This window comes from Streptomyces sp. NPDC028722 (genome assembly GCF_040637655.1).
Taxonomy (GTDB): domain Bacteria; phylum Actinomycetota; class Actinomycetes; order Streptomycetales; family Streptomycetaceae; genus Streptomyces.
The window spans coordinates 11,463-31,442 of the sequence record NZ_JBEZWU010000012.1; the positions used below are offsets into that span (position 1 = coordinate 11,463).

The window sequence follows — 19,980 nt, forward strand, 5'->3', positions numbered from 1 at the left end:
CCGGGGCTCGTAGGCGGTGGCCGGACGTGACCCGGTCGAGCAGGAGGCCGCCGCCCTTCAGGACCGCAGGGCTCACGTGACGTGCGCTCGGCGATATCCCCACCATGTGCGGGACCTCCGGCGCGGCCAACGCCGTGGAGTGGTCGACCTGTTCGGCGGCGGCCCTGAAGTGGGCCGCCCTCCCCATCACAGCCATGCTCATGTGGGCACGACGCCGACCAACGAGACAGAACCTGGCCGAGCTACAGGAACTCGCTTCGGTAGGTCGAGGCCAACTCTGCGGCGCGGCGGCGGCGCTCCGCGAGTTCGTCCTGCGACAGCATTATCTTCATGACTTGCGCACTAGATGAACGCTAAACCATCATGATCCGCAGGCGCGACAGCCGTGATGGAGTGTGTGACTGGTAGCGGACCTGTCGCTCGCGGGATGCAATCCGGGAGCGTGGCGGGGCCGGCTCCGATCCGATCCGATCCGCCTGAAACCTCTCGAAGGGAAACTGTGTTGCACCGCAAGACCGCCATCGCCACTCTCGGCGCCCTGCTCATGACCGCCACGCTGACTGCCTGCGGCGGTTCCGGTTCCCCCTCCGCCAACCCGGGGACGGGCACCGCGGCCAAGGCTTCTGCCTCCTCTTCGTCGGCCCCTACGCCGACGCCCCAGGAGCAGCTGCTCAGCAAGAAAAGGCTGACTGCGGCACTGTTGCCCCTGTCAGCGATGCCTGCGGGCTGGTCGGTCGACACCAGTGGCAGCGACAGCGGAGACAAGACGTTCTGCGACTACAAGCAGCCGCACGCCGCACATGTAAAGCTGTCGCGCAGCTTCCAGAAAGGCGGCGGCCTGTCCGCGTCGGTCGCGACCGTCGGACTGCGGCAGTACGCGAGCGCAAAGGATGCCGGCGAAGCATTCGACGCTCTCGAGCAGGCGCTGCAGACCTGCCACAGTGAGACGTACCAAGGCTCGAAGCTCACGTACACCGCGATGAGTGTGGACAAGGTCGGCGACCGTTCCTTGGGCGTGCGGATCGAGACCGGCGGGGTGACCTTGCTGCAGCAGTTCACGCTTGCCGGCCCAGTGCTCGCCAACGTCGGCGCCGGCGGCATGGCCAATGTCGACGCGGATGAGACCGCCCAGCTTCTGCGCAAGCAGGTTGACCGGTACGAAGCCGCAGCCCGCAGCTGACCACCCGCGCTTGCGGCGTGAGACGCACCTGCGCTCTCGGCTTCCTGCTGGCGGACTCCGCGACCAGTTGACGAACCACAGGAAGTTCCCCGTGACAACGCCGCCCCCGCACACAGCCCATACAGACAAGACCACTACACCGCTTCGGCGCCGGTGGGATGGCGACCGTCCACTTCGCCCACCATCCCGCCGGCGGCGCGCCCATTGCGGTGAAAGTGTTCCACCCAGACTTCGCCTCCGATGCCTCCTATCGGGCGCGGTTCTCGTCCGGGAGGTCGCGGTCCTGCGCGCTGGTGGCTGAATCGTCTCCACTGGCGCAACAGGCCGCAGCCGCCGAAAACGCCTCGGCAAGCGCGATGGCCGGCCGGGAGCCAAGGCAGCCGGACCGGAACCGCCAACGGCCAGACAGAAGCCGGGGCTGGCCCGGGTGGCGCCCAGTACCACAAGACCGGCCACCACAAGCCGAGCCGGACGCGGGCCGGCACTGAGACCATCCCGAAGATGCGGGGAGTCTGGCTACCGTATCGCCGTCGTTCGGAGTCCGGCTCCACCGCCTCGCTCGGACACATGGCCCGCGGCATCCTCGACTAGTAGCTGTCGTAGCTGGGCTTACCGTTCGGCCGGTAGACGCCGAGGATGGTGCCACCCTTCGTGGTCGAGACGCTGACCGGCTCCAGCCCAGTGGGGATCGCTCCGTCGGCGAACAGCCGCTTGCCGGTACCGATGATCACCGGATGGATGGTCAGCCGGTACTCGTCGACGAGCCCCTGCCGCATGAGGGTCTGGGCGAAGTCGGCGCTGCCGACGACGTTGATGTTGCCGCCCGCGGACGCCTTCAGCTTCCGTACGGCATCGACGACGTCACCCTCCAACAACGTGGAGTTCTGCCACTCGACGGACGTCAGGGACCGAGACGCCACGTACTTGTGCATGCTGTTCATCCGATCGGTGAAGGGGTTGCCGGGATCGGCGGTCGGCCAGTACGACGCGAAAATCTCGTACGTCTTGCGTCCGAGCAGCATCGCGTCGGAGTGCTCGTACCAACCGGCGATGGCCATGCCGACCTCGTCGTCGGACACCGGTTTCTGCCAGCCGCCGTGCTCGAAACCGCTCTCAGCGTCCTCGTCCGGGCCGCCCGGCGCCTGCATGACGCCGTCCAGCGTCAGGAACGTGCAAACGATGATCTCGCGCATGGTGCGCTCCCTTCGTCGACGGGTAGACCGCACGGCCGCCGGAAACTCATCGGCGCAGCTTCCCCGGCGCCGGGCTACCGTGACGGCTGCCGGGCAACCGCTCCCTACTGAACAGGGCTGCCAGTGGTCGACGCGGACGGCATCACGGCATGACGTGATCCTGAACCAGGCTGCACCAGGCCGGGCGGACGAAGTGCCGGTCGGAGAGCGCGCCGCACAGGGCCAAGGTCACCCTGACGGCCGCCCGGCGGCGTCCTGGCGGCCGACGGACGCCGGCGGTGCTCAGCGGTCGTCGTGGGGCATGCCCTCGATCATCTGGGTCAGTACGGTCCGCCGGTCCTCGCCCGGGCGAGCCCGCAGTGGCCGGGCCAGGCGGGCGCTGTCGTAAATCCAGCGGTGGTCGAGGTCCCGAGGGACCTCGTCGGTCTCGCGGATGACGGCCCGGGTGCCCAGCAGCTGTGCGAGTTCCTGCGCCAGGTCGTGCCAGGAGACGTGGCCGCCGCACGCGTTGGCGACGCCGTGCACGGGCCGGTCCAGGCATTCGGTCACCGCTCTGGCCAGGGCGGCGGCGTGCACCCAGGCCACCCCGTACCAGTCGTTCCCCCCGGTGCCGGGACGGGGCAGGTCGATCGGCGCGCCCGTGCGGGCGGCCTGGTAGAGCCCGCCGATGGCGCCCCAGCGCAGCTGTTCGCGCAGCCGGTCGTGGGCGCCCCAGACGATGGGTGACCGCACGGCGCTCGCTCCCCCGCGTCCCCCCGTCCCCGCGGCGTGCAACAGCAGGGCCTCACAGTCGAGTTTGGTCCTCCCGTACGGGCTGACCGGTTCCTGGGCGGGTGATTCCTCGGCGACCCGGTGCGTCCCGGGGTGCCCGTAGGCGTCGACGCTGCTGACGAAGACGAAGGGGCCCCGCCGCCAGGCCCCGGCCATCGCCTCCATGGCCGCCAGGTCCACCTCGTGGCGGGTGAAGGTGCAGGCGGCGTGGACGATCGCGTCCGCGCCGGCGACGGCGTCCCGCAGGCCCGCCAGGTCCGTCAGGTCGCCCTCGACGACGTCGACGCCGTCGCCGGCGACCAGATGGGCCGACTCGGGCCGGGCCAGTGCCAGCACGGGCCGGCCCTGGGCGACGAGTTCACGCAGGACGAACGCGCCGACGCCGCCCGTCGCACCGGTGACGAGGACCGTGCCGGTGCGCGGGCCCCGGGAGCGGGCGGGCTTGCGCGCGGCCTTCGCGGTGCTCTGCTGTGCCGCGCGTGCGTCGAGGAGCGCGGTGAGCGCCCGGGGGGTGCGTGCCTGGAGGACGTCGAGCCCGGTGAGCGGCAGCGCGAGCCGTGTGCGCAACCGTTCGGCGAGTTGCACGGCCACCAGGGAGTGGCCGCCGAGGGCGAAGAAGTCGTCGTCCGGTGCGGGCACGGGTCCGAGGAGGGCGGCGAACGTCTCCGTGACGGCCTCGGCCCGGGGGCCGGGCGACGCGGTGGGAGCGAGCGCACCGGGCAGCCGCGCGGGGTCGAGGGTGCCAGTGGCCGTGCGGGGCAGCGCGTCGAGCACGGTGACGGCGGCGGGGACGTCGCCGGGCGGCAGCGACCGGCGCAGCAGGCCCAGCAGTTCGTCGCCGCGGGGACCGACGCTGTCGCGCAGGACGGCGTAGGCCACGGGTCGTTCCTCGCCGCGCTCGTGCACGTCGGCGTCGGTGACCTGGGGGTGGGCGAGCAGGGCCCGGGCCGCGGGGTGGCCGGCCTCGTCCCCGGTGGGTGCCGGGCGGGTGCCGGGGCCGGTGAGTTCGCTCAGCGGGGTGTCCGGGTGGGCCGCGGCCGCGGTCAGCAGGTGGGCGTGGTCCTGGACGGTGGCCCGCGCCACGGCGTCGTCCAGTGCGCGCGGGTCGTACTGGACGAGTGCCGCCGGACGTGCGGGGTCGCCCAGGTCGAGTCCGTAGGACAGGGTGAACTTCGCGTCCCCGACGCCGATGTCGACGTACTCGGCGGTCGTGCCCGGCAGGCGGAGCACGGTGGGTGCGCCGAGGACGTCGGAGGTGACGCGGACCAGGCCGGTGCCGTCGGTGCCGCGTGCCCGGGCGCCGAGGCGTTCCAGGACGAGGTCGAAGGGGAGGTGCCCGTGGCGCTGGGCCTCCAGGAGCGCGTCGCGGACCCGGTGCAGCAGCTGGGCGAAGGACGGGTCGCCGGAGGTATCGACCCGTACGGGCAGGGTGTTGACGCAGAGGCCGACCAGCGCGCGCATGGCCGTCCCGGTGCGGTGGGTGCTCGCCACGCCGATGACGAGGTCGTCGTCGCCGGTGAGCCGGTGCAGCGTGGCGAAGGCGGCGGTCAGTGACACCGTGAACAGGGTGGCCCGGTGTCCGGCGCCGAGCGTGCGCAGGGCGTCGGGCAGGCCGGGTGCGAGGGGCACCGTGTGGACGGCGGCCGGTCGGGCGGCGGTGTTCCGCGCGGCCGTCGTCGGCCGGGGCAGCGCGGGTGGGGCGGCGTCGGCCAATAGGTCGGCCCAGTGGTCGAGTTCGGCCCCCAGGCCGGGCAGCGCGTCGTGCTCGCGGTGCGCGTGGTCGGCGTACTGCGGCGGCGCGGCGAGCGGCTGCGTGCCGTTCGTGTCGCCGGCGGCTGCGTACAGTACGGCGAGTTCGGCCGCCACCGTCTCGAGCGAGCCGCCGTCGACGGCGATGTGGTGGAAGGTCAGCACTACGGTGTGGTCCCGCGGTCCATGGCGCAGCACCAGGGCCCGGACGGCCTCGCCGGCCGTGAGGTCGAAGGGGCGGGCCGCCTCGCGGCGCAGTGCCTCGGGCGTGTCAGCCGGGTCGGTGTCGGCCACGGGCACGGGGACGGACGCCGGCGGCGGGAGCACCTCCTGGCCGGGTGCGCCGTCCTGTTCGGTGTAGCGGGTGCGCAGGATCTCGTGCCGGGCCACCAGGGCGGTGAGGGCGGTGGCGAACGCGGCCGGGTCGAACGGGCCGCGCACGCGCGTGGCGAACGGCACGTGGTAGGAGTCGCCGGCGCCGCCGAGCCGTTCCATCAGCCACATGCGGCGCTGGGCGCGGGAGAGCGGGTGGCGTCCGTGCCGGGCGGTGGCGCCCGGCCGGCTGCTGGGCGGCGCGGGAGCACCGGCGTCCGCGGTCGCCGCGCCGCCGGGGGCGGTGGTGGTGCGCCGGGCGGTGCCGGCCCGGGCCCGGCGCAGCAGTTCCTGCTGGAGTTGCCGCCGGGTCGGCGCCGTGGGGTCGGCGTCAGTGGGCATCGTGGTGCTCCGGGGTCCGGGGGTGCAGATCGTGGTGGGCGGTGAGCAGGGCCTGTTCGACCAGGGCCGCCTGCGCGGCGACGGTCGGGGCGGCGAAGAAGTCGGCGAGGGTGAGTTCGACGCCGAGTTCCTCGCGCAGGTCGTCGGTGACGGCGAGGGCCAGCAGCGAGTGACCGCCGAGGGCGAGGAACTCGGCGTCCGCGCGGGTGACCTCGCTGCCCAGGGAGCGGCTCCAGACGTCGGCGACGGCCTGTTCCACGGGGGTCATGTCCACGGCTGGAGCGCCGGGGCGGCCGTTGCCGGCCGTGCGGGCCAGATCGGCGAGGGCACGCCGGTCCACCTTGCCGGCCGGGGTGAGGGGCAGGTGGTCCACCAGGGTGACCGTGTCGGGCACCAGGTGGGCGGGCAGGACGGCGGTGAGGCGTTCGCGCAGCGCGGCGCCGGCGGGCACGGGTCCGGGTGCGGCGACCACGAGGGCGACGAGTCGTGCTTCGGCCGTGCCCGCGCGGTCGACGGTGACGGCGGCGTCGCCGACGTCGTCGTACCGGCGCAGGGCGTGTTCGATCTCCGCCGGTTCGATGCGGAAGCCGCGGACCTTGACCTGGTCGTCGTCGCGGCCGTGGAAGTCGAGGGTGCCGTCGGGCCGGGCGGAGACCAGGTCACCGGTGCGGTAGAGCCGGCCCGCGGCCGGGTGCTCGACGAACCGTTCGGCGGTCAGTTCGGGCAGGCTCGTGTAGCCGTGGGCGAGCCTGCTGCCGCCGACCCACAGTTCGCCGCGCTCCCCCGCCGGGACGGGCCGGCCGTCGGTGTCCAGGACGTGGGTGGTGGCCCCGGCGACGGGCCGGCCGATCGGCAGGGGGGCGTCACCGTCGCGGGCGGTGACGCGGTGGGCGGTGGCGAAGGTGGTCGTCTCGGTGGGCCCGTAGCCGTTGACCAGTTCCAGCCAGGGGAAGGCGGTCAGGACGGCGTGGGCCGGTGCGGCGGCCATCGCCTCGCCGCCCACGACGACCGAGCGGAGCTGGCCGAAGACGCGGGATCGGCGGGCGGCGAGCTGGTGGAAGAGGGCCGTGGTGAAGAAGGCGACCGTCACACCGTGGCGTTCGACGTGCCGGGCGAGGTCCTCCAGCGAGGGCCGCTGCTCGGTGCAGACGACGACCGCGGCGCCGTTGGCGAGCGCGACCCAGACCTCGAACGTGGAGGCGTCGAAGGTCATGGGCGAGTGGAACAGGACGCGGTCGCGGGCGGTGACGGTGACGTAGTCCGGTGCGGTGACCAGCTCGGCGATGGCGCCGTGCGGTACGACGACGCCCTTGGGACGGCCGGTGGAGCCGGACGTGAACATGATGAACGCCGGGCTGCCGGGGTCGCAGTGGTCCAGCGCGGGGCCGTCCGTGAGCGGCTCCTCGGGCAGGGCGAGGACGGGACCGGTGAGCGCGGTCGCGTCCAGCAGCTTGGGGTCGCCCACGGTGAGCGTCACCCCGGCGTCGCTGATCATCGCCTCGGTGCGCGGCCGGGGCTGGGCGGGGTCGAGGGGTACGCAGACGGCGCCCGCGAGCCAGAGCGCGAGCTGGGCGACGACCGTGCGGGCCGACCGGGTCGTCAGCAGTGCCACCCGGTCGCCGGGGGTCACCCCGTGGTCGCGCAGGTGTGCGGCGAGGGCTCGGCCGGCCCGGAGCAGGCGGCCGTAGGTGAGGGTCGTGTCACCGTCGACGACGGCCAGGGCGTCCGGGGTGAGTCCGGCGCGCCGGGTGACGAGCGCGGGCAGGGCCGTCGCCCGTGCCGGGGGCTCGCCGGGTACGGCGGCCGAAGTGCGGGGTGGTGTCGCGGGCGCGGCGTCCGCCGTGTCGTGGGGCTGCGGGAGGGTGGGTGCCATGTCAGGCTCCTGCCGGTCGCGGGGTCAGGCGCTGGTCGAGGAGTGCGGCGAAGGCGCGCAGGTCGCTGCTGCGCAGCAGTTCGTGGGCGCGCGGCCGTACGCCGGTCGTGCTCTCGACGGTCGCGAGCAGCCGGGCGGCGACGACGGAAGTGCCGCCGGCATCGGTGAAGTTGTCGCAGAGAGTGGTCTCGGCCCGGCCGAGGAGGTCTCTCACCGTGGTCAGCACGAGGTGTTCGGTGGGTGTGGCGTCGGCGAGGTCGTCGGTGGCGGGGGCGGACGCCGGGTCGGGACGGTGCGCGGACAGCGCGGCCCGGTCGACCTTGCCGTTGGCGTCGAGGGGGTAGTCGTCGACGATCCGTACGACCGCGGGCACGGCCTGCTCGGGGAGCCAGGCGCGGACCGCGGCGCGCAGGTCCGCGGCCGCCGGGCCGGCGCCGTCGGCGGGCCGTACGTGCGCGACGAGCCGGGCGTGGCCCGCCTGGTCGCGCAGCACGGTGACGACGGCGCTGCGCACCCGGGGGTCCTGCTCGAAGGCGGCCTCCACCTCGGCCGGTTCGATCCTGACGCCGCTGATCTTGACCTGGTCGTCGAGGCGGCCCAGGAAGACGAGGGTGCCGTCGGCGGTCATCCGGACCCGGTCGCCGGTGCGGTACAGGCGGTCGGCCGCGGGCGGTGCCGGCTGACGGGGCGGGGCGGTGAACCGCTCCGCGGTGAGCTCGGGGTCGAGGTAGCCGAGGGCCAGGCAGTGGCCGCCGATGCGCAGTTCGCCGTCCTGGCCGCGCGGGACGGGCCGGCCGTCGTCGTCGGTGACGGCGACGGCGACACCGGGCAGCGGGGTGCCGATGGGCGGCGGGGCGGGGTCGTCCGCCTGCGGGTCGGTGGCGCGCATGGCGTGGGTGGTGGTGACCACGGTGGCCTCGGCGGGACCGTAGGCGTTGTGGACGGTGGCGGTGACGTCGCGCCCGGGACGGCGGCGCATCCGGTCGCCGCCCACGACGAGGTGGCGCAGGCTGAGGTCGCGCGGCCACGGCCGGTCGAGCAGCGGCTCGACCATGGGGGTGGCCGCCACGGACACGGTGACGGCGGCGTCGCGCCACCACTCGGTCAGTACCCGCGCGTCCCAGCGGGTGTCGTCGGGGGCCGGGACGAGGGCGGCACCGGAGGTCAGCGCGGCCCACAGTTCGAGCAGGTGGGGGTCGAAGGCGACCCCGATGAGCAGGGACTGGCGGTCCCCGGGGGCCAGCCCGGTCTCGTCGCGGTACCAGTCGAGGGCGACGGACAGCGAGTCCTCGGCCACGGCCACCGCCTTGGGGCGGCCGGTGGACCCGGAGGTGAGGACGGCGTAGAAGGCGCCTTCGGGGGCGCGCCGCGTGCCTGCGTCGCGGGCGGTGGAGGCCGCCACCGCGGCGGTGGGGGCGTTCACGCCCTCGGTGGGCAGGGGCAGCGGGGTCCGCTCGCCGGCGCGGTAGGCGGCGGGCAGTACGCCGGGGTCGCCGACGAGGCAGGCGATGTCGAGGTCCTCGGTGACGGCCTGGGTGCGGCGTTCGCCGGGGCGGGGGCCGAGCGGCAGGTAGACAGCGCCTGTCCGGGCGAGTGCGACCGCGGTCACCACGAGGGCGGCGGAGCGGTCGAGGCAGACCCCGACGAGGTCGCCGCGGCGCACGCGGTCTCCCAGAGTGGCGGCGACGGCCGTGGCGGCGGTGTCGAGGTCCTGGTAGGTCCAGGTCCGGGCACCGTCGATCACGGCGGGCGCCTGCGGGGTGCGGCGCACCCAGTCCTCGAAGCGGGCGAGCACGGCGGTCGGCTCGGCGGCCGGACCGTGGGCGACGCTCGGCGCGGCGACGGGGGCGGCGGGCGCGGGTACGGCGGCGGGGGCGGGCGGGGACTGGGTCATCACGACTCCCTGGAGGGGGTGGCGGTGGCGGCGAGGGCGCCCGCCTGGTCGGCGAGTACGGGGTGGCGGAAGAGCGTCCTGAGCGGCGGGCGGGTGCCGAGGCGGGGCTCCAGCCAGGCCGCCAGCTCGGCGGCGAGCAGGGAGTGGCCTCCGCTGCGGAAGAAGTGGGAGCGGGTGTCGAAGCGGCTGTGCCCGAGGACCTCGCGCCAGCCCTCCGTCAGCAGGGCGGTCATCGGGTCGTCGGACCCCGGGTCCGCCGGCGCGGTCTGCGCGTCCGGTGCGGCCGGGGTGGTGCTCACCGGTTCGAGGGCCGCCGCGCGGCGGGCCAGGGCGGTCCGGTCGGGCTTGCCGCCGGCAAGGGTCGGCATGGTGTCGAGCCGTGCCCAGCGGGCGGGCACGAGGGGGCCGGGCAGACGGCGGCTCAGCTCCGTGTGGAGCGCCTTGTCGTCGAAGTCCGCGCGGTCGGCGCCGCCCTCCAGGAAGCCGACCAGGCGGGGCGCGTCGGGGCTCTCGCGGTCCAGGACGACGGCGCAGGACCGGCCGCCGAGCGCCGCGGACGCCGCCGCCTCGATCTCCTCCAGTTCGATGCGGTGGCCGCGCAGCTTGACCTGGTTGTCGCGCCGGCCCAGGAAGTACAGCAGGCCGTCCAGGCCGCGGTAGCCCAGGTCGCCGGTGAGGTAGACGCGTTCCGCGCCGAGCGCGGCCACGGTGACGAACCGGGCGGCCGTCACCTCCGGGTTGCCCGCGTAGCCCTCGGCGAGGCCGGGTCCGGCGATGGCGAGTTCACCGACGGCGCCGGACGGCAGCGGCCGGTGGTGGGCGTCCAGGACGTGGACGCGCTCACCGGGGAGTTCGGTGCCCAGCGGTATCTCGGCGTCCTCGGCGAGGGCGTCGCGGGAGATCTCGTGGACGGTGGAGCTGATGGCCGCCTCGGTGACGCCGTACACGTTCAGGACGGTGGCGTCGGTGTCGGCCAGGACCTCCCGCAGTGCCTGGGCGGGAAGCCGCTCGCCGCCCAGCACCAGGAGCCTGGGCGCCCAGCCGCCGTCGCGCAGCGCGGGCCGCAGCTCCTCACGGGTCGCGAGGAAGTAGCTGGTGGGCAGGTTGGCGACGGTGACCCGGGCGGACGCGAGGAGGCCGGCGAGTTCCGCGCCGGTGGGCACCTCGTACTCGGGAAGGACCAGACAGGCACCGGCGTACAGGGTGGGCAGCACCTCCTCCAGCGCCACGTCGAAGGAGGGCTGGGCGAACATCAGGACCCGGTCGGCCGTGGTGAGGCCGAAACGGTCGGCGGTCGCGGTCAGGTGGTGCGTGAGCGCCGCGCGGCCGACCGCCACCGGCTTCGGTGTGCCGGTGGAACCCGAGGTGTGGATGACGTACGTGGTGCCGGGCAGCACGTCAGCGGCGTGGGCCGCGGGCAGTACGGGCGCGTCGACGCGGGCGGCCGGCAGTCCGTCCGGCAGCGCCGGGCCGCCCTCGCCGGTGAGGACGAGCGCGGGGGCGAGCCGCTCCAGCAGCAGGGCGAGCCGGGCCGGCGGGTCGGACGGGGACAGTGGGCAGTAGACGGCGCCGGTCCGCAGGCAGGCCAGCAGGGCGACGACCGAGTCGGCGCTCCTGGGCAGGACGACGGCCACCGGCCGGCCGGGCGTCACGCCCGCGGTGCGCAGCCGCGAGGCCAGCGCGCCGACCCGCTCGTCGAGTTCGCCGTAGGTGAGGCGGCGCGCACCGCTCAGCAGGGCGGGCAGCGACGGGTGGTGGGCGGCCACCGGGTCGAGCGGGTCGTGGCCGGCCGGCACGGGCAGGGCCTCGGCGGCCGGCTCGGGTGCGGCGGGGGCGAGGTCGGCCAGCGGAGCCGCGGGGGTGTCGAGGTAGGAGCGCAACAGGTCCAGGAAGCGGTCGCAGAGCAGTCGGGCGACGTCCTCGCCGAGGAGGTCGGCGTCGTAGTCCCAGACCAGGGTCATGCCCGGCGCGCCGTGGCGCGGGGTGACACCGCGCCGGTCGTCCGGCAGCAGCACCACGTCGAGGTCGAAGCGGGTGGTGCCGGTGTTGAAGCCCTCGAAGAGGGTGATGTCCAGACCGGGTACGTCGATCTCCGGCAGCGGTGCGTCGTGGGCGCTGAACATCACGGAGAACAGCGGGTTGTCGGCGCCGCTGGTGTGCATGCCTAGTGCCCGGGTCAGTTCCTGGACCGGGACGTCCTGGTGCGGCAGGGCGCGGATGAGGGTGTCGGTGATGTCGTCCATCGTGTCCTGGGCGGGGGCGGCGGCGTCCAGGTCGAGGGGCAGCGGGATGGTGTTGACGAACATGCCGACGGCGTTCTCGTAGCCGCGCGGGCGGTTGCCTACGGCGGTGCCGACGACCATCCTGGAGCGCCCGCTGTGCCGGCGCAGGAGTTCGGCGAACAGGCCGAGGAGCGTGGCGAAAGGGGTGAGGCCGCGCGACCGGGCATGGGTGCGCAGCCGTTCGGCGAGGTCGGCGCCGATCGTCTGGCGCAGCTGCCCGCCCCGGTGCCTGCGGCGGGCGCCCGGGCGGGTGAGGCCGGGCAGCGGCAGGTCGTGGGGGCGATCGAGCAGCGCGGTCCGCCAGAACTCCAGGGACTCGGCAGCGTACGCGGCCCGGGCTTGGGACTGGACGTGGTCCGCGTACGACGGGGCGGCGGGGAGTTCGAGGGGCTCGCCGAGGACGTGGGCGCGGTAGACGCGGAAGACGTCGTCGAGCAGGATCGCGAAGGAGTGCCCGTCGTGGATCAGGTGGTGCTCCACGTGGACCAGTCGGTGGTGGCGTTCGGCGAGGCGCACGAGGGTCCAGCGGATCAGCGGGGCGTCGAAGGTGTCGAGCGGCGTCTCGGCCTCGGTGCGCAGCAGTCGCGCGAAGGCCTCCTCGGTGTCCTCCGCGTCGCTGAGATCGACGGTGCGCAGCCTCGGACCGCACTGCGGCGCGACGCGCTGTCCGGGCACGGACCCGGTGGAAGTGACCAGTTCGAGGCGCAGCCCGGGATGGCGGGCCAGGGTGGCGGTAAGTCCCCGGCGCAGCGCCTCTGTGTCGAGGGTGCCCCACAGGTCCAGCGAGGCGGTGAAGTTGTAGGCACGGCTGCCCGGCTGCATCTGTTCGTGCAGCCAGACGATCTCCTGCGAGGAGGAGAGCGGAAGCATGGTGATCCCTGAGGTCGTCGGGTCTGGTGTCCGGTGCCGGGCATGGTGTGGCCGGTGCCGGTCGTGCGGGCGGCTCCGCGGGTCGCGCGGTGACGCTTCGTTGGTGGGTGACGCGTGTGGTGGGGGCTGGGCGGCGGCGCGGGTCCCGGGTGGGGGGATCGCGGCCGGCGGGTGTGACGGGTGCGGTCGCGGTTCCCCGGGAGGCACGCGCCCGCGGGCGGTTCAGTGCGGCGTCCGCTCCTCCGGGCGCAGTGCCCGGGTCAGCGCGCCGAACGCCGTCAGCGCGGTGTCGTCGTCGAGGGTCGCGCGGTCCCACACCATCCGCAGCCGGATCTGCGCACCCTGGGTGACGGAGACGGCGAAGGGGCCGCGCACCGGTCGGCCGTCGACGTCGGTCTCCCGTCCCTCGGCGCCGGCCAGTACGAGCGGCGGACGACGGCTGTCGTCGTCGACGGTCAGCAGTCCGTCGAGGGTCCCGGTCCAACCCGAGCCGGCGGACCGGGCGGCGGCCACGACCGTGTCGAAGGGCGCGTCGGCCCGCTCCAGGTCGTCCCACCAGACGTCGGCCGTCTCCTCGGGGTCCGTGTCGTCGCCGGTGACGAGCGGGAAGACGACGGTGTTGAGGAAGCAGCCGATCACCGGCGCCGCTCCGCTGGGGCGGCCGCCCCACGGGTAGCCGAGCGGGACGACGTGGCCGGGGCCGTAGAGCGAGCGGGCCGCGGAGCGGCAGGCGTCGAGCAGCCCGGGGAAGGGCACGCCGTCCTCGTGGGCGGGCAGCCGGGCCTGCGCCGCACCGCTCGGCAGGGTGCCGTCGGGCACGCGTTCCGGGCGGCGCCCGGGTGCCTGCGCGCGTACGGCGCGCAACCGGTGCGCCCAGTAGGCGGCCGCCTCGGGCGAGTCGGCGCGTTCCTCGGCGGCGAGCTGGAGGAGGACGGCCCGGCGGTAGGCGTCGAGTTCGGCCTCCGTCTCCTCGGGTGCGAGGGCGTGGGCGTCGGCGGCCTCGGTGTACGCGGTACCCAGTTCCTCGACGATCCGGGTGAGGGAACGGCCGTCGCACACGGCGTGGTCCAGGGCGACGGCGAGGAGGTCCTCCCCCCGGTTCTCGTGGTCCCGGGCGAGGAACAGCCGCAGCGGCGGGCCCTGCGGCTCCCAGGCGGCCAGTGCGCGCCTGAGGGTGTCGGCCGGGCGCTCGCCGGGTGCGGGAGCGGGCATCGTGACCCGGACGTCGGGTTCGCCGACCCGCAGGACGGGGGTGCCGCGGACGACGGCGGGCCGCGAGCGCAGGGCGGTGTGCCGAGCGGCGAGCAGGCGGGCCGCCGAGCGCAGGCGCTCCAGGTCGACGGCTCCGTGGGGGAAGGCGAAGAACATCGGCACCACGTCGGGACGTCCCGACGGGTCCATCGCCCGCACCAGCACGAAACGGCGCTGTGCCCCGGTGACGGGCAGTACGGTGCCCGACCGGTCGCCGGCGGTGAGCTGCCGGTAGCGGGCCAGGTACTGGCTCGTGATGCTGAGCACGTGGTCCTTCCTGTCGTCGCCGCGGTCGCGCGGTCGGTGGTGACGGGCCGGCGCGACGGCCGGGCGGTGGCCGGCCGTGGCGCGGGTCCGGGCGGTGGGTGCCGGGGGCTGAGGCGGTCGGCGCGGGGATCCAGGCGGCGGGCGCCGGAGTTCAGGCGGTCGGCGCGGGGATTCAGGCGGCGGGCGCCGGAGTTCAGGCGGTCGGCGCGGGGATTCAGGCGGCGGGCGCCGGGGCGGGTGTCTCGTCGTCGTCCGGTGTACCGGTCCGGCTCGCGGCCCCGGCCGCGAGGTCGCCGGGGGTGTCTTCGGGCCCGGGCAGGTCCCGCATCCGGCGCAGCGGGGAGAGCAGCAGGGGCAGCGGTACGACGAGGAAGCCGGCCGCGCACCAGGCGAGCGCCGTACGCGGTCCGTAGGCCTCGGCGAGGGCACCGCCGAGGAGCGCGCCGAGCGGCAGGGTGCCCCACATGAGGAAGCGCAGGGTGGCGTTCATCCGGCCGAGCAGCCGTGGCGGGCACAGTCCCTGGCGGAAGCTGACCTGGGCGACGTTGTAGACGACGGCGCCGAAGGAGACGACCGTCGACCCGGTGGCGAAGAGCACCGCGCCCGGGGCGCCGTGGCCCGACAGCGGCCACAGCACGGCGAACGGGCCGGTCACGAGGACGGACAGGACGATGACCCGGGCCTGTCCGAACCGGGCGGCGAGGCGTCCGGCGCACAGGGCGCCCGGCAGTCCGCCGACGGCCGACGCGGACAGCACCAGCCCGAGCGCGCCGGGCCGGAGGCCGACGACGCGGATGAGGTGGACGGTCTGCGTCGCCATGAGCACGGCCGCGCACAGGTTGGCGAGGGCGGTCGTGGCGGCGATGACGCGCAGGAGCGGATGGCCGGTGACGAAGCGGATGCCCTCGCCGATGTCCTTGCGCAGGGAGGAACCCGCGACCGGCTCGGGCGGTTGCTCCGGCTGGTCGATGCGCAGCAGGAACAGCGCGGACAGCACGTAGCCGACGGCGTCGGCGATGACGGCGAGGTGCGCGCCGACGAGCTGGACCAGCCCGCCGCCGAGACCGGGGCCGGTCACCTGGGCGGTGGAGCGGATCGTCTCCAGCGAGCCGTTGCCTGCCACGAGCTGGTCGCGGGGCACGATCTGCGGCAGGTAGCTCTGGTGGGCGACGTCGAAGAAGACCGTCGCCACGCCGGTCACCAGCGCGACGACGTAGAGCTGAACCAGTGTCAGCGCGTGGGCGGCCGCCGCGGCGGGGACGCTGGCCATGGCCAGGGCGCGCGCCAGGTCCGCGCGGATCATCAGGGGCCGCTTGCGCATCCGGTCGGTGAGTGCGCCGGCGGGGAGGCCGACGAGCAGGAAGGCGGCGGTCTCCGCGGCGGTGAGCAGGCCGACCTGGAAGGCGGAGGCGTGGAGTTCCAGGACGGCCACCAGGGGCAGGGCCACCAGGGTGACCTGCGCACCGAGTTGTCCGGTGGCCGCTCCGGCGAGCAGCAGGCGGAAGTCGCGCAGGCGCATCGGACCACCGGTGGCGGCTCGGTTTGTTACGGGCATATGACGGACACTCACCGAACGACCGTTCCAGAGTCAAAAGATCCACATCAGTTTCGGTCGATCCTTGCGTCTGTTCGTACCGGCGCAGGAAAATTTTCGGCGGACCTTCGGTACCTCCGCATGAATGTCCGTCACCGCACCATCACTCGCGTGACAGGAACGTGCGGGCGGGCACGGGCGGGCCGGGCGAGCGCCGTCGGCGCCCTGCGCGGAGAGTGATCCTTACGTTCTTGGCTGAAAACGATCACCGTCGATCACCTTCGTGCGGAATAGATCATTCCGCCAGCTATAGGACGTACGGGCCGCCAGGCGGGAGCGGCGGGAGCCGCAAGCGCTGACCAGGGTGCGGGCGGTGGGCGCGGGGCGGATCCGGTGCGCGAGGCGGCCGGCGGCCCGAGCCTGGGCGAGGAGCGGTCGCGGCGGTCGTTCGCAGGGCGAACGGACCGGGAAGGGCGACGTCGATGGCGTCGCGCTCCGCCCACGGACGCGCGCCCGCCCGGGTAAGGGTGTCCTCGGCCAGGGCCCGCGCGATCCCCTAGCTCAGGTGGAGAGGCGCTCCAGCGGCGGTACGACCGGATTCACGTACCGCGCGGCGAGGTCGGCCGGGCCAGGTGGCGAAGCGGGCCGGTAGACGGAACCGCTGGCCCCTCGCGTACCGGTGGACCCTTCAACCGAGATGCACCAGGGGGACCATGGATGTGTTCGGGCCGGTGCTGTCGCTGACGGCCGGCAACGCCGGGCGGTCTGGGCTGCTCAGCTACATCAAGGGGCTGAGGATGCCGATGCCTGCCGAAGACCACCTGGCCGGTCCGGTCGATGCCGCCCCTGTGGGCGATAGCGGGCAAGAGCCTGGACCAAGCCCGAACACTCCCGATAATCCACCCGAAGCTCGCAAGCAACACGGCCTGCATCAGCCCCCTTCGCGCGCGTCACAGCATGGTCACAGCGTTCGTCTCGCTACCTCATGCGGCATACCGTGTTCCGCCTGTACCAGCATCACCCAGGGGGAAACCGTGCGTACCCACATCATCAGCGTCTTCCTCCTCTGCGCTGCGAGCGCGGGGGTCGTCGCCTGCCAGCCGACCGACACTGCAAAGCCGAGCGGCAGCGTCCCGCCTGCCGCAGGCGCCGGCGTTGCTCCGACGAAGGACAGCAAGTCGGCCGCGGAGAAGAAGTCGGTACCGAACTTCGTCGGCATGGGCCTCCAATCCGCCCAGGACACTGCCCAAGCGGCCGGCTTCTACCATCTCAAGTCCCACGACGTCCTCGGCCGGGCCCGCATGCAGATCCTCGATCGCGACTGGAAGGTCTGCACCCAGAACGTCAGAACCGGCACCGTCGCGGCCACGAACACGAAGCTCGATTTCGGTGCGGTCAAACTCGCCGAGACCTGCCCCGCCAAGGACCAGTCCGCCGCATCGGCCGCTGATGGGACGATGCCCGACTTCCACGGCAAGAGCGTGAAGGCCGCACGTCAGACCTTGGACTCCAGCACGTCGATCACCGTGAACGACGTCACTGGCGCAAGCCGGTTCGTCCTGATCGAGTCCAACTGGGAGGTGTGCTCTCAGACGCCAGCCGCCGGGGTGAAGCTGAACGGGCAGCCGATCACGCTGAACGCTGTGAAGTTCGGGGAGCACTGCCCGTAGGTACGAAGAAGCGCCCTCGCCCCCCGGTTGTCAAGGGGGGGTGTCTGTCATGCGGGGTCTGGCGGAGCATCAGATCGCCGGGCCGCGGCGGCTTCTTGACCGTCTTGAGCCACAGAGCGAAGTCTCGGGCCTCCGCCCGGCCCGCCCGGCCCCAAGGCACCTTGACAGCGCTCTCGCCGACACCGGTCGCTTCATGGAGCAGGACGTCAGCGGCTCACTTGACCTTGACCGTCAGGGTAGGCGAGTAGACCTTCCCGGAGGCGCCCACGCTCGCGATCCGCAAGTGCTCGGCGCCCTTGGTGTTGAGCTTGGCGATCAGAGCGTACGAGCTGCCCTTCTTGACCTTGCCGGTCGCCCTGAGCGAGGTCCACTTGCCGGACTTCTCGTGTTGCAGCACGAGCGGAGAGCCGATCTTCAGACCCTTGGTGCGGCCGGTGAACGTGACTTTGTCCCCTGCCTTGACCTCGGTCTTGTTGGCCTTCACGGTGATCGAGGCCATGGCGCTGGGACTCGGGCTCGCTGCCAGGGCTCCGGCCGTCCCACCGGAGAGCAGCACCACGGAGAGGGCACCGGCGCCGAGCGTACGAAGGCCGTGGTGACGGAGTACGGAGGTCATGTGCGTCTCCCATCCTGTCGCTCGATGGATCCTGTCGCTCGGTGGACCCTCCCAGCCTGGAGCGGGGTCGCGGCTGCCGCCACTCAAGCCACTCGGGGTAGCCCTTTGCATACCGTTCGCACTGGTCACAGGCTTCCAGCGCCGTCGCTCGGGACTCGGCCGGGGCGGGCAGTCACGCGGCCTGGACGGTTTCCCGGGCGCGGGCCAGCCGGCGCAGTTCGCAGCGCACCGCCGGCGCCGAGGGGACCGTCTCCCCATAGGGGTGCCACCAGAGTCGTACGGCCAGGCGCAGCAGGCGGCGGCGCAGGGCTGCGTGCGACCCGGCCCCGAAGGGTCCTACAGGTTAAAGATCAAGCTAGTGGGCGATGGGGCCGGGCTGGTACGTCGAGGGGATGGTGAACACGAACTCCCGGGGGTCCTCATGCGCGCTCTCCATCTTGTCCGGCACGCTGTGGTAGCCGAGCGCGTAGAGATTGCGGTCGGGGGCCCACGTGTTGTAGCAGTAGATCGCCTTGCGCTTGATCGCCATGTGGGCCGGAGGGATGTTCAGCACGTACGCGGCGCCGTTGGCCCGCTGGCTCTTGGGCTTGTCGTAGGCGTAGACGTAGTTGAACCGCACGTCCGTCAGCACGCCCTCGTTGACGAGGAAGTACGCCGCGTCCGCGAGTGCCTTGTGGGTGTCGGTCTCCTCCAGCCAGCCGGCGGTGAACTTGTGCGAGGCGCCGGGGTACTGCTTCGCGAGTGCTTTGATCTTCGCCTTCACCGCGTCCACGAAGCGGTAATAGTTGTCCTCGGAGTTGTACGGGGAGTCCTTCAGCTTGAAGTTGATGACCTTGTCGACGCCGAGGGCCTTCGCGGAGGCCATGAACTCCGCGGTGCGGGCCGGCACGATGACGCTCGCCCCGTCCGTCGGCCACGACAGACCGTGGTGGCCGCCGGCGGCGCACGGGTGGCGGGAGTTCCCGACGGTCAGCGGGCATGGGTCCTGGTTCATCTTCACCGCCAACTGGTCGTTCTCCCCCCTGGACACCAGCACCAGATAGACGGGCCGGCCAGCGGCCTTGTGCTCCAGGATGGAACCCGCCAGGCCCAGCGCCTCGTCGTCCTGGTGCGGAGAGTAGAAGATGGCCGGAGCCGCTGCCGCCGAGGCCCGTGCCGGCGCCCACAGGGTGGTGCCCGCCACCGCCGCGCCCGACAGCGCGCCGATCGACAGCATCTGACGTCTGCTTATCTGTTCCCCGAGACCCAGTCCCATGGCCGTCCCCTTCGGTCTGTTCGATGTCCGGCGCGTCGGCGCATGCTCCCGACGACACCGAGCCTGGCGGGGCCCTGCCCGCGGCCGGGGCCCCGCATCCAGTCGACCATCGGCGTGCCCGCCGCCCCAGGCAGTTCCCGCAGCGGAAGTACGGCCCGCCTACTTCTACCGGTCGAGTCCCCCGGGGCGGATCGGCGTCGGAAAGAGGAGTCAGGCGGGCAGTACATGCGCCGGGCGAACGGACGGGGCCTTGTACGGGGGATACGTGCGGCCCGCGGGTGGGGCGGCGGGCCCGTCGATGAGGGCTTCGATACGTTGCTTGGTCTGCCGCCCGGCGCCGGAGTACCGGCCGTCGGTGTCGAGGAGTCCGCGCTCGCGCAGGCCGGCCGGCACCGCGGCCAGGCGGTCGGCGACGGCATGAGCGGTGCGCAGCGCCGGGCCGGGTCCGCGCCATCGCCGACCGTCTGGTCCTGGCCCCGCTGACCACACCCGGGACCCACCGGATGCTGCTGACTGCCGCCCCGCGGCCGGCCTGACCGCGGAGAAGGTGTGCGCCGCCCGGCGGGCAGCCTCCGGGTTCGCGTACGGCCGCTACTGGTCTTGCAGCCCGGTGGCCATCACAGGAGCACCGACGCCCACTGAGCCATGCGCGCCATGCTCCTGCCACCACCGTCCAGGGTCAGATGGCCAGTGTGCCGCGCGCCCTGCGGCCCTGCATCCGCTGCGACGGTCGGGCGTTGACGGTGATCGGGGGGAGGCGCCCGTCCGAGACCGTTTGCGACCCACCAGGTCACGCGCCGGATAGCGGCCGCAGGCCGGACCCCGCCTGCGTCCGCAACGGCAGGCAGCCCGCGCATCGTC

Annotated in this window: 12 protein-coding genes and 1 pseudogene; 3 read left to right on the forward strand and 10 right to left on the reverse strand. The window is 73.5% G+C overall.

The annotated features are described in order from the left end of the window. Positions 1-502 precede the first annotated feature (502 nt). Positions 503-1,180 carry a hypothetical protein gene (locus tag AB0F03_RS19725; RefSeq protein ID WP_361993343.1) on the forward strand — a complete coding sequence of 226 codons (678 nt, stop codon included), beginning with the start codon at positions 503-505 and terminating at the stop codon, positions 1,178-1,180. 587 nt (positions 1,181-1,767) lie between these two features. Here AB0F03_RS19725 and AB0F03_RS19730 read toward each other — a convergent pair. From AB0F03_RS19730 to AB0F03_RS19765, 8 genes and pseudogenes are all read right to left on the reverse strand, one after another. Then, positions 1,768-2,373 carry a dihydrofolate reductase family protein gene (locus AB0F03_RS19730; protein WP_361993346.1) on the reverse strand — a complete coding sequence of 202 codons (606 nt, stop codon included), beginning with the start codon at positions 2,371-2,373 and terminating at the stop codon, positions 1,768-1,770. A 282-nt stretch (positions 2,374-2,655) separates the two neighbouring features. Beyond that, a complete protein-coding gene (locus AB0F03_RS19735; RefSeq protein ID WP_361993348.1) occupies positions 2,656-5,607 on the reverse strand; it encodes a condensation domain-containing protein in 2,952 nt (983 codons plus the stop codon). Further along, a complete protein-coding gene (locus AB0F03_RS19740) occupies positions 5,597-7,480 on the reverse strand; it encodes a non-ribosomal peptide synthetase (RefSeq protein ID WP_361993351.1) in 1,884 nt (627 codons plus the stop codon). Before AB0F03_RS19740 ends, AB0F03_RS19735 begins: the two co-directional genes overlap by 11 nt. Before the next feature lies 1 nt (position 7,481). Beyond that, on the reverse strand, positions 7,482-9,374 hold the full coding sequence (locus AB0F03_RS19745; protein ID WP_361993354.1) for a non-ribosomal peptide synthetase: 1,893 nt from the start codon (positions 9,372-9,374) through the stop codon (positions 7,482-7,484). Next, positions 9,374-12,526 carry an amino acid adenylation domain-containing protein gene (locus tag AB0F03_RS19750; protein WP_361993357.1) on the reverse strand — a complete coding sequence of 1,051 codons (3,153 nt, stop codon included), beginning with the start codon at positions 12,524-12,526 and terminating at the stop codon, positions 9,374-9,376. Before AB0F03_RS19750 ends, AB0F03_RS19745 begins: the two co-directional genes overlap by 1 nt. 222 nt (positions 12,527-12,748) lie before the next feature. Next, positions 12,749-14,044, reverse strand: a complete 1,296-nt coding sequence (locus AB0F03_RS19755; RefSeq protein ID WP_361993360.1) for a condensation domain-containing protein — start codon at positions 14,042-14,044, stop codon at positions 12,749-12,751. A 214-nt stretch (positions 14,045-14,258) separates the two neighbouring features. Then, complete coding sequence (locus tag AB0F03_RS19760; RefSeq protein ID WP_361993362.1) at positions 14,259-15,599, reverse strand: MFS transporter; 1,341 nt, start codon at positions 15,597-15,599, stop codon at positions 14,259-14,261. Between the two features lie 330 nt (positions 15,600-15,929). Next, positions 15,930-16,221: pseudogene (locus AB0F03_RS19765) on the reverse strand (TetR/AcrR family transcriptional regulator); the annotation flags it as partial. 349 nt (positions 16,222-16,570) lie between these two features. Here AB0F03_RS19765 and AB0F03_RS19770 point away from each other — a divergent pair. Further along, the gene (locus AB0F03_RS19770) at positions 16,571-17,248 is read left to right on the forward strand and encodes a PASTA domain-containing protein (RefSeq protein ID WP_361993782.1); all 678 of its coding nucleotides are present in this window, start codon (positions 16,571-16,573) and stop codon (positions 17,246-17,248) included. 214 nt (positions 17,249-17,462) lie between these two features. On the opposite strand, the gene AB0F03_RS19775 is transcribed toward AB0F03_RS19770, so the two are convergent. After that, on the reverse strand, positions 17,463-17,864 hold the full coding sequence (locus AB0F03_RS19775) for a hypothetical protein (protein WP_361993364.1): 402 nt from the start codon (positions 17,862-17,864) through the stop codon (positions 17,463-17,465). A 355-nt stretch (positions 17,865-18,219) separates the two neighbouring features. Beyond that, positions 18,220-19,119, reverse strand: coding sequence for a PIG-L family deacetylase (locus AB0F03_RS19780; RefSeq protein ID WP_361993367.1), 900 nt, complete (start codon positions 19,117-19,119; stop codon positions 18,220-18,222). A 315-nt stretch (positions 19,120-19,434) separates the two neighbouring features. Between AB0F03_RS19780 and AB0F03_RS19785 the strand changes: the two genes are divergently transcribed. Next, a complete protein-coding gene (locus tag AB0F03_RS19785) occupies positions 19,435-19,602 on the forward strand; it encodes a hypothetical protein (protein WP_361993370.1) in 168 nt (55 codons plus the stop codon). Positions 19,603-19,980: the final 378 nt, after the last annotated feature.

Excerpts from the sequence above, each read along its gene's own strand:
- AB0F03_RS19730 (WP_361993346.1), bottom strand. The coding sequence starts at position 2,373 with ATGCGCGAGATCATCGTTTGCACGTTCCTGACGCTGGACGGCGTCATG.
- AB0F03_RS19735 (WP_361993348.1), bottom strand. The coding sequence starts at position 5,607 with ATGCCCACTGACGCCGACCCCACGGCGCCGACCCGGCGGCAACTCCAG.
- AB0F03_RS19740 (WP_361993351.1), bottom strand. The coding sequence starts at position 7,480 with ATGGCACCCACCCTCCCGCAGCCCCACGACACGGCGGACGCCGCGCCC.
- AB0F03_RS19745 (WP_361993354.1), bottom strand. The coding sequence starts at position 9,374 with ATGACCCAGTCCCCGCCCGCCCCCGCCGCCGTACCCGCGCCCGCCGCC.
- AB0F03_RS19750 (WP_361993357.1), bottom strand. The coding sequence starts at position 12,526 with ATGCTTCCGCTCTCCTCCTCGCAGGAGATCGTCTGGCTGCACGAACAG.
- AB0F03_RS19760 (WP_361993362.1), bottom strand. The coding sequence starts at position 15,599 with ATGCCCGTAACAAACCGAGCCGCCACCGGTGGTCCGATGCGCCTGCGC.
- AB0F03_RS19775 (WP_361993364.1), bottom strand. The coding sequence starts at position 17,864 with ATGACCTCCGTACTCCGTCACCACGGCCTTCGTACGCTCGGCGCCGGT.
- AB0F03_RS19780 (WP_361993367.1), bottom strand. The coding sequence starts at position 19,119 with ATGGGACTGGGTCTCGGGGAACAGATAAGCAGACGTCAGATGCTGTCG.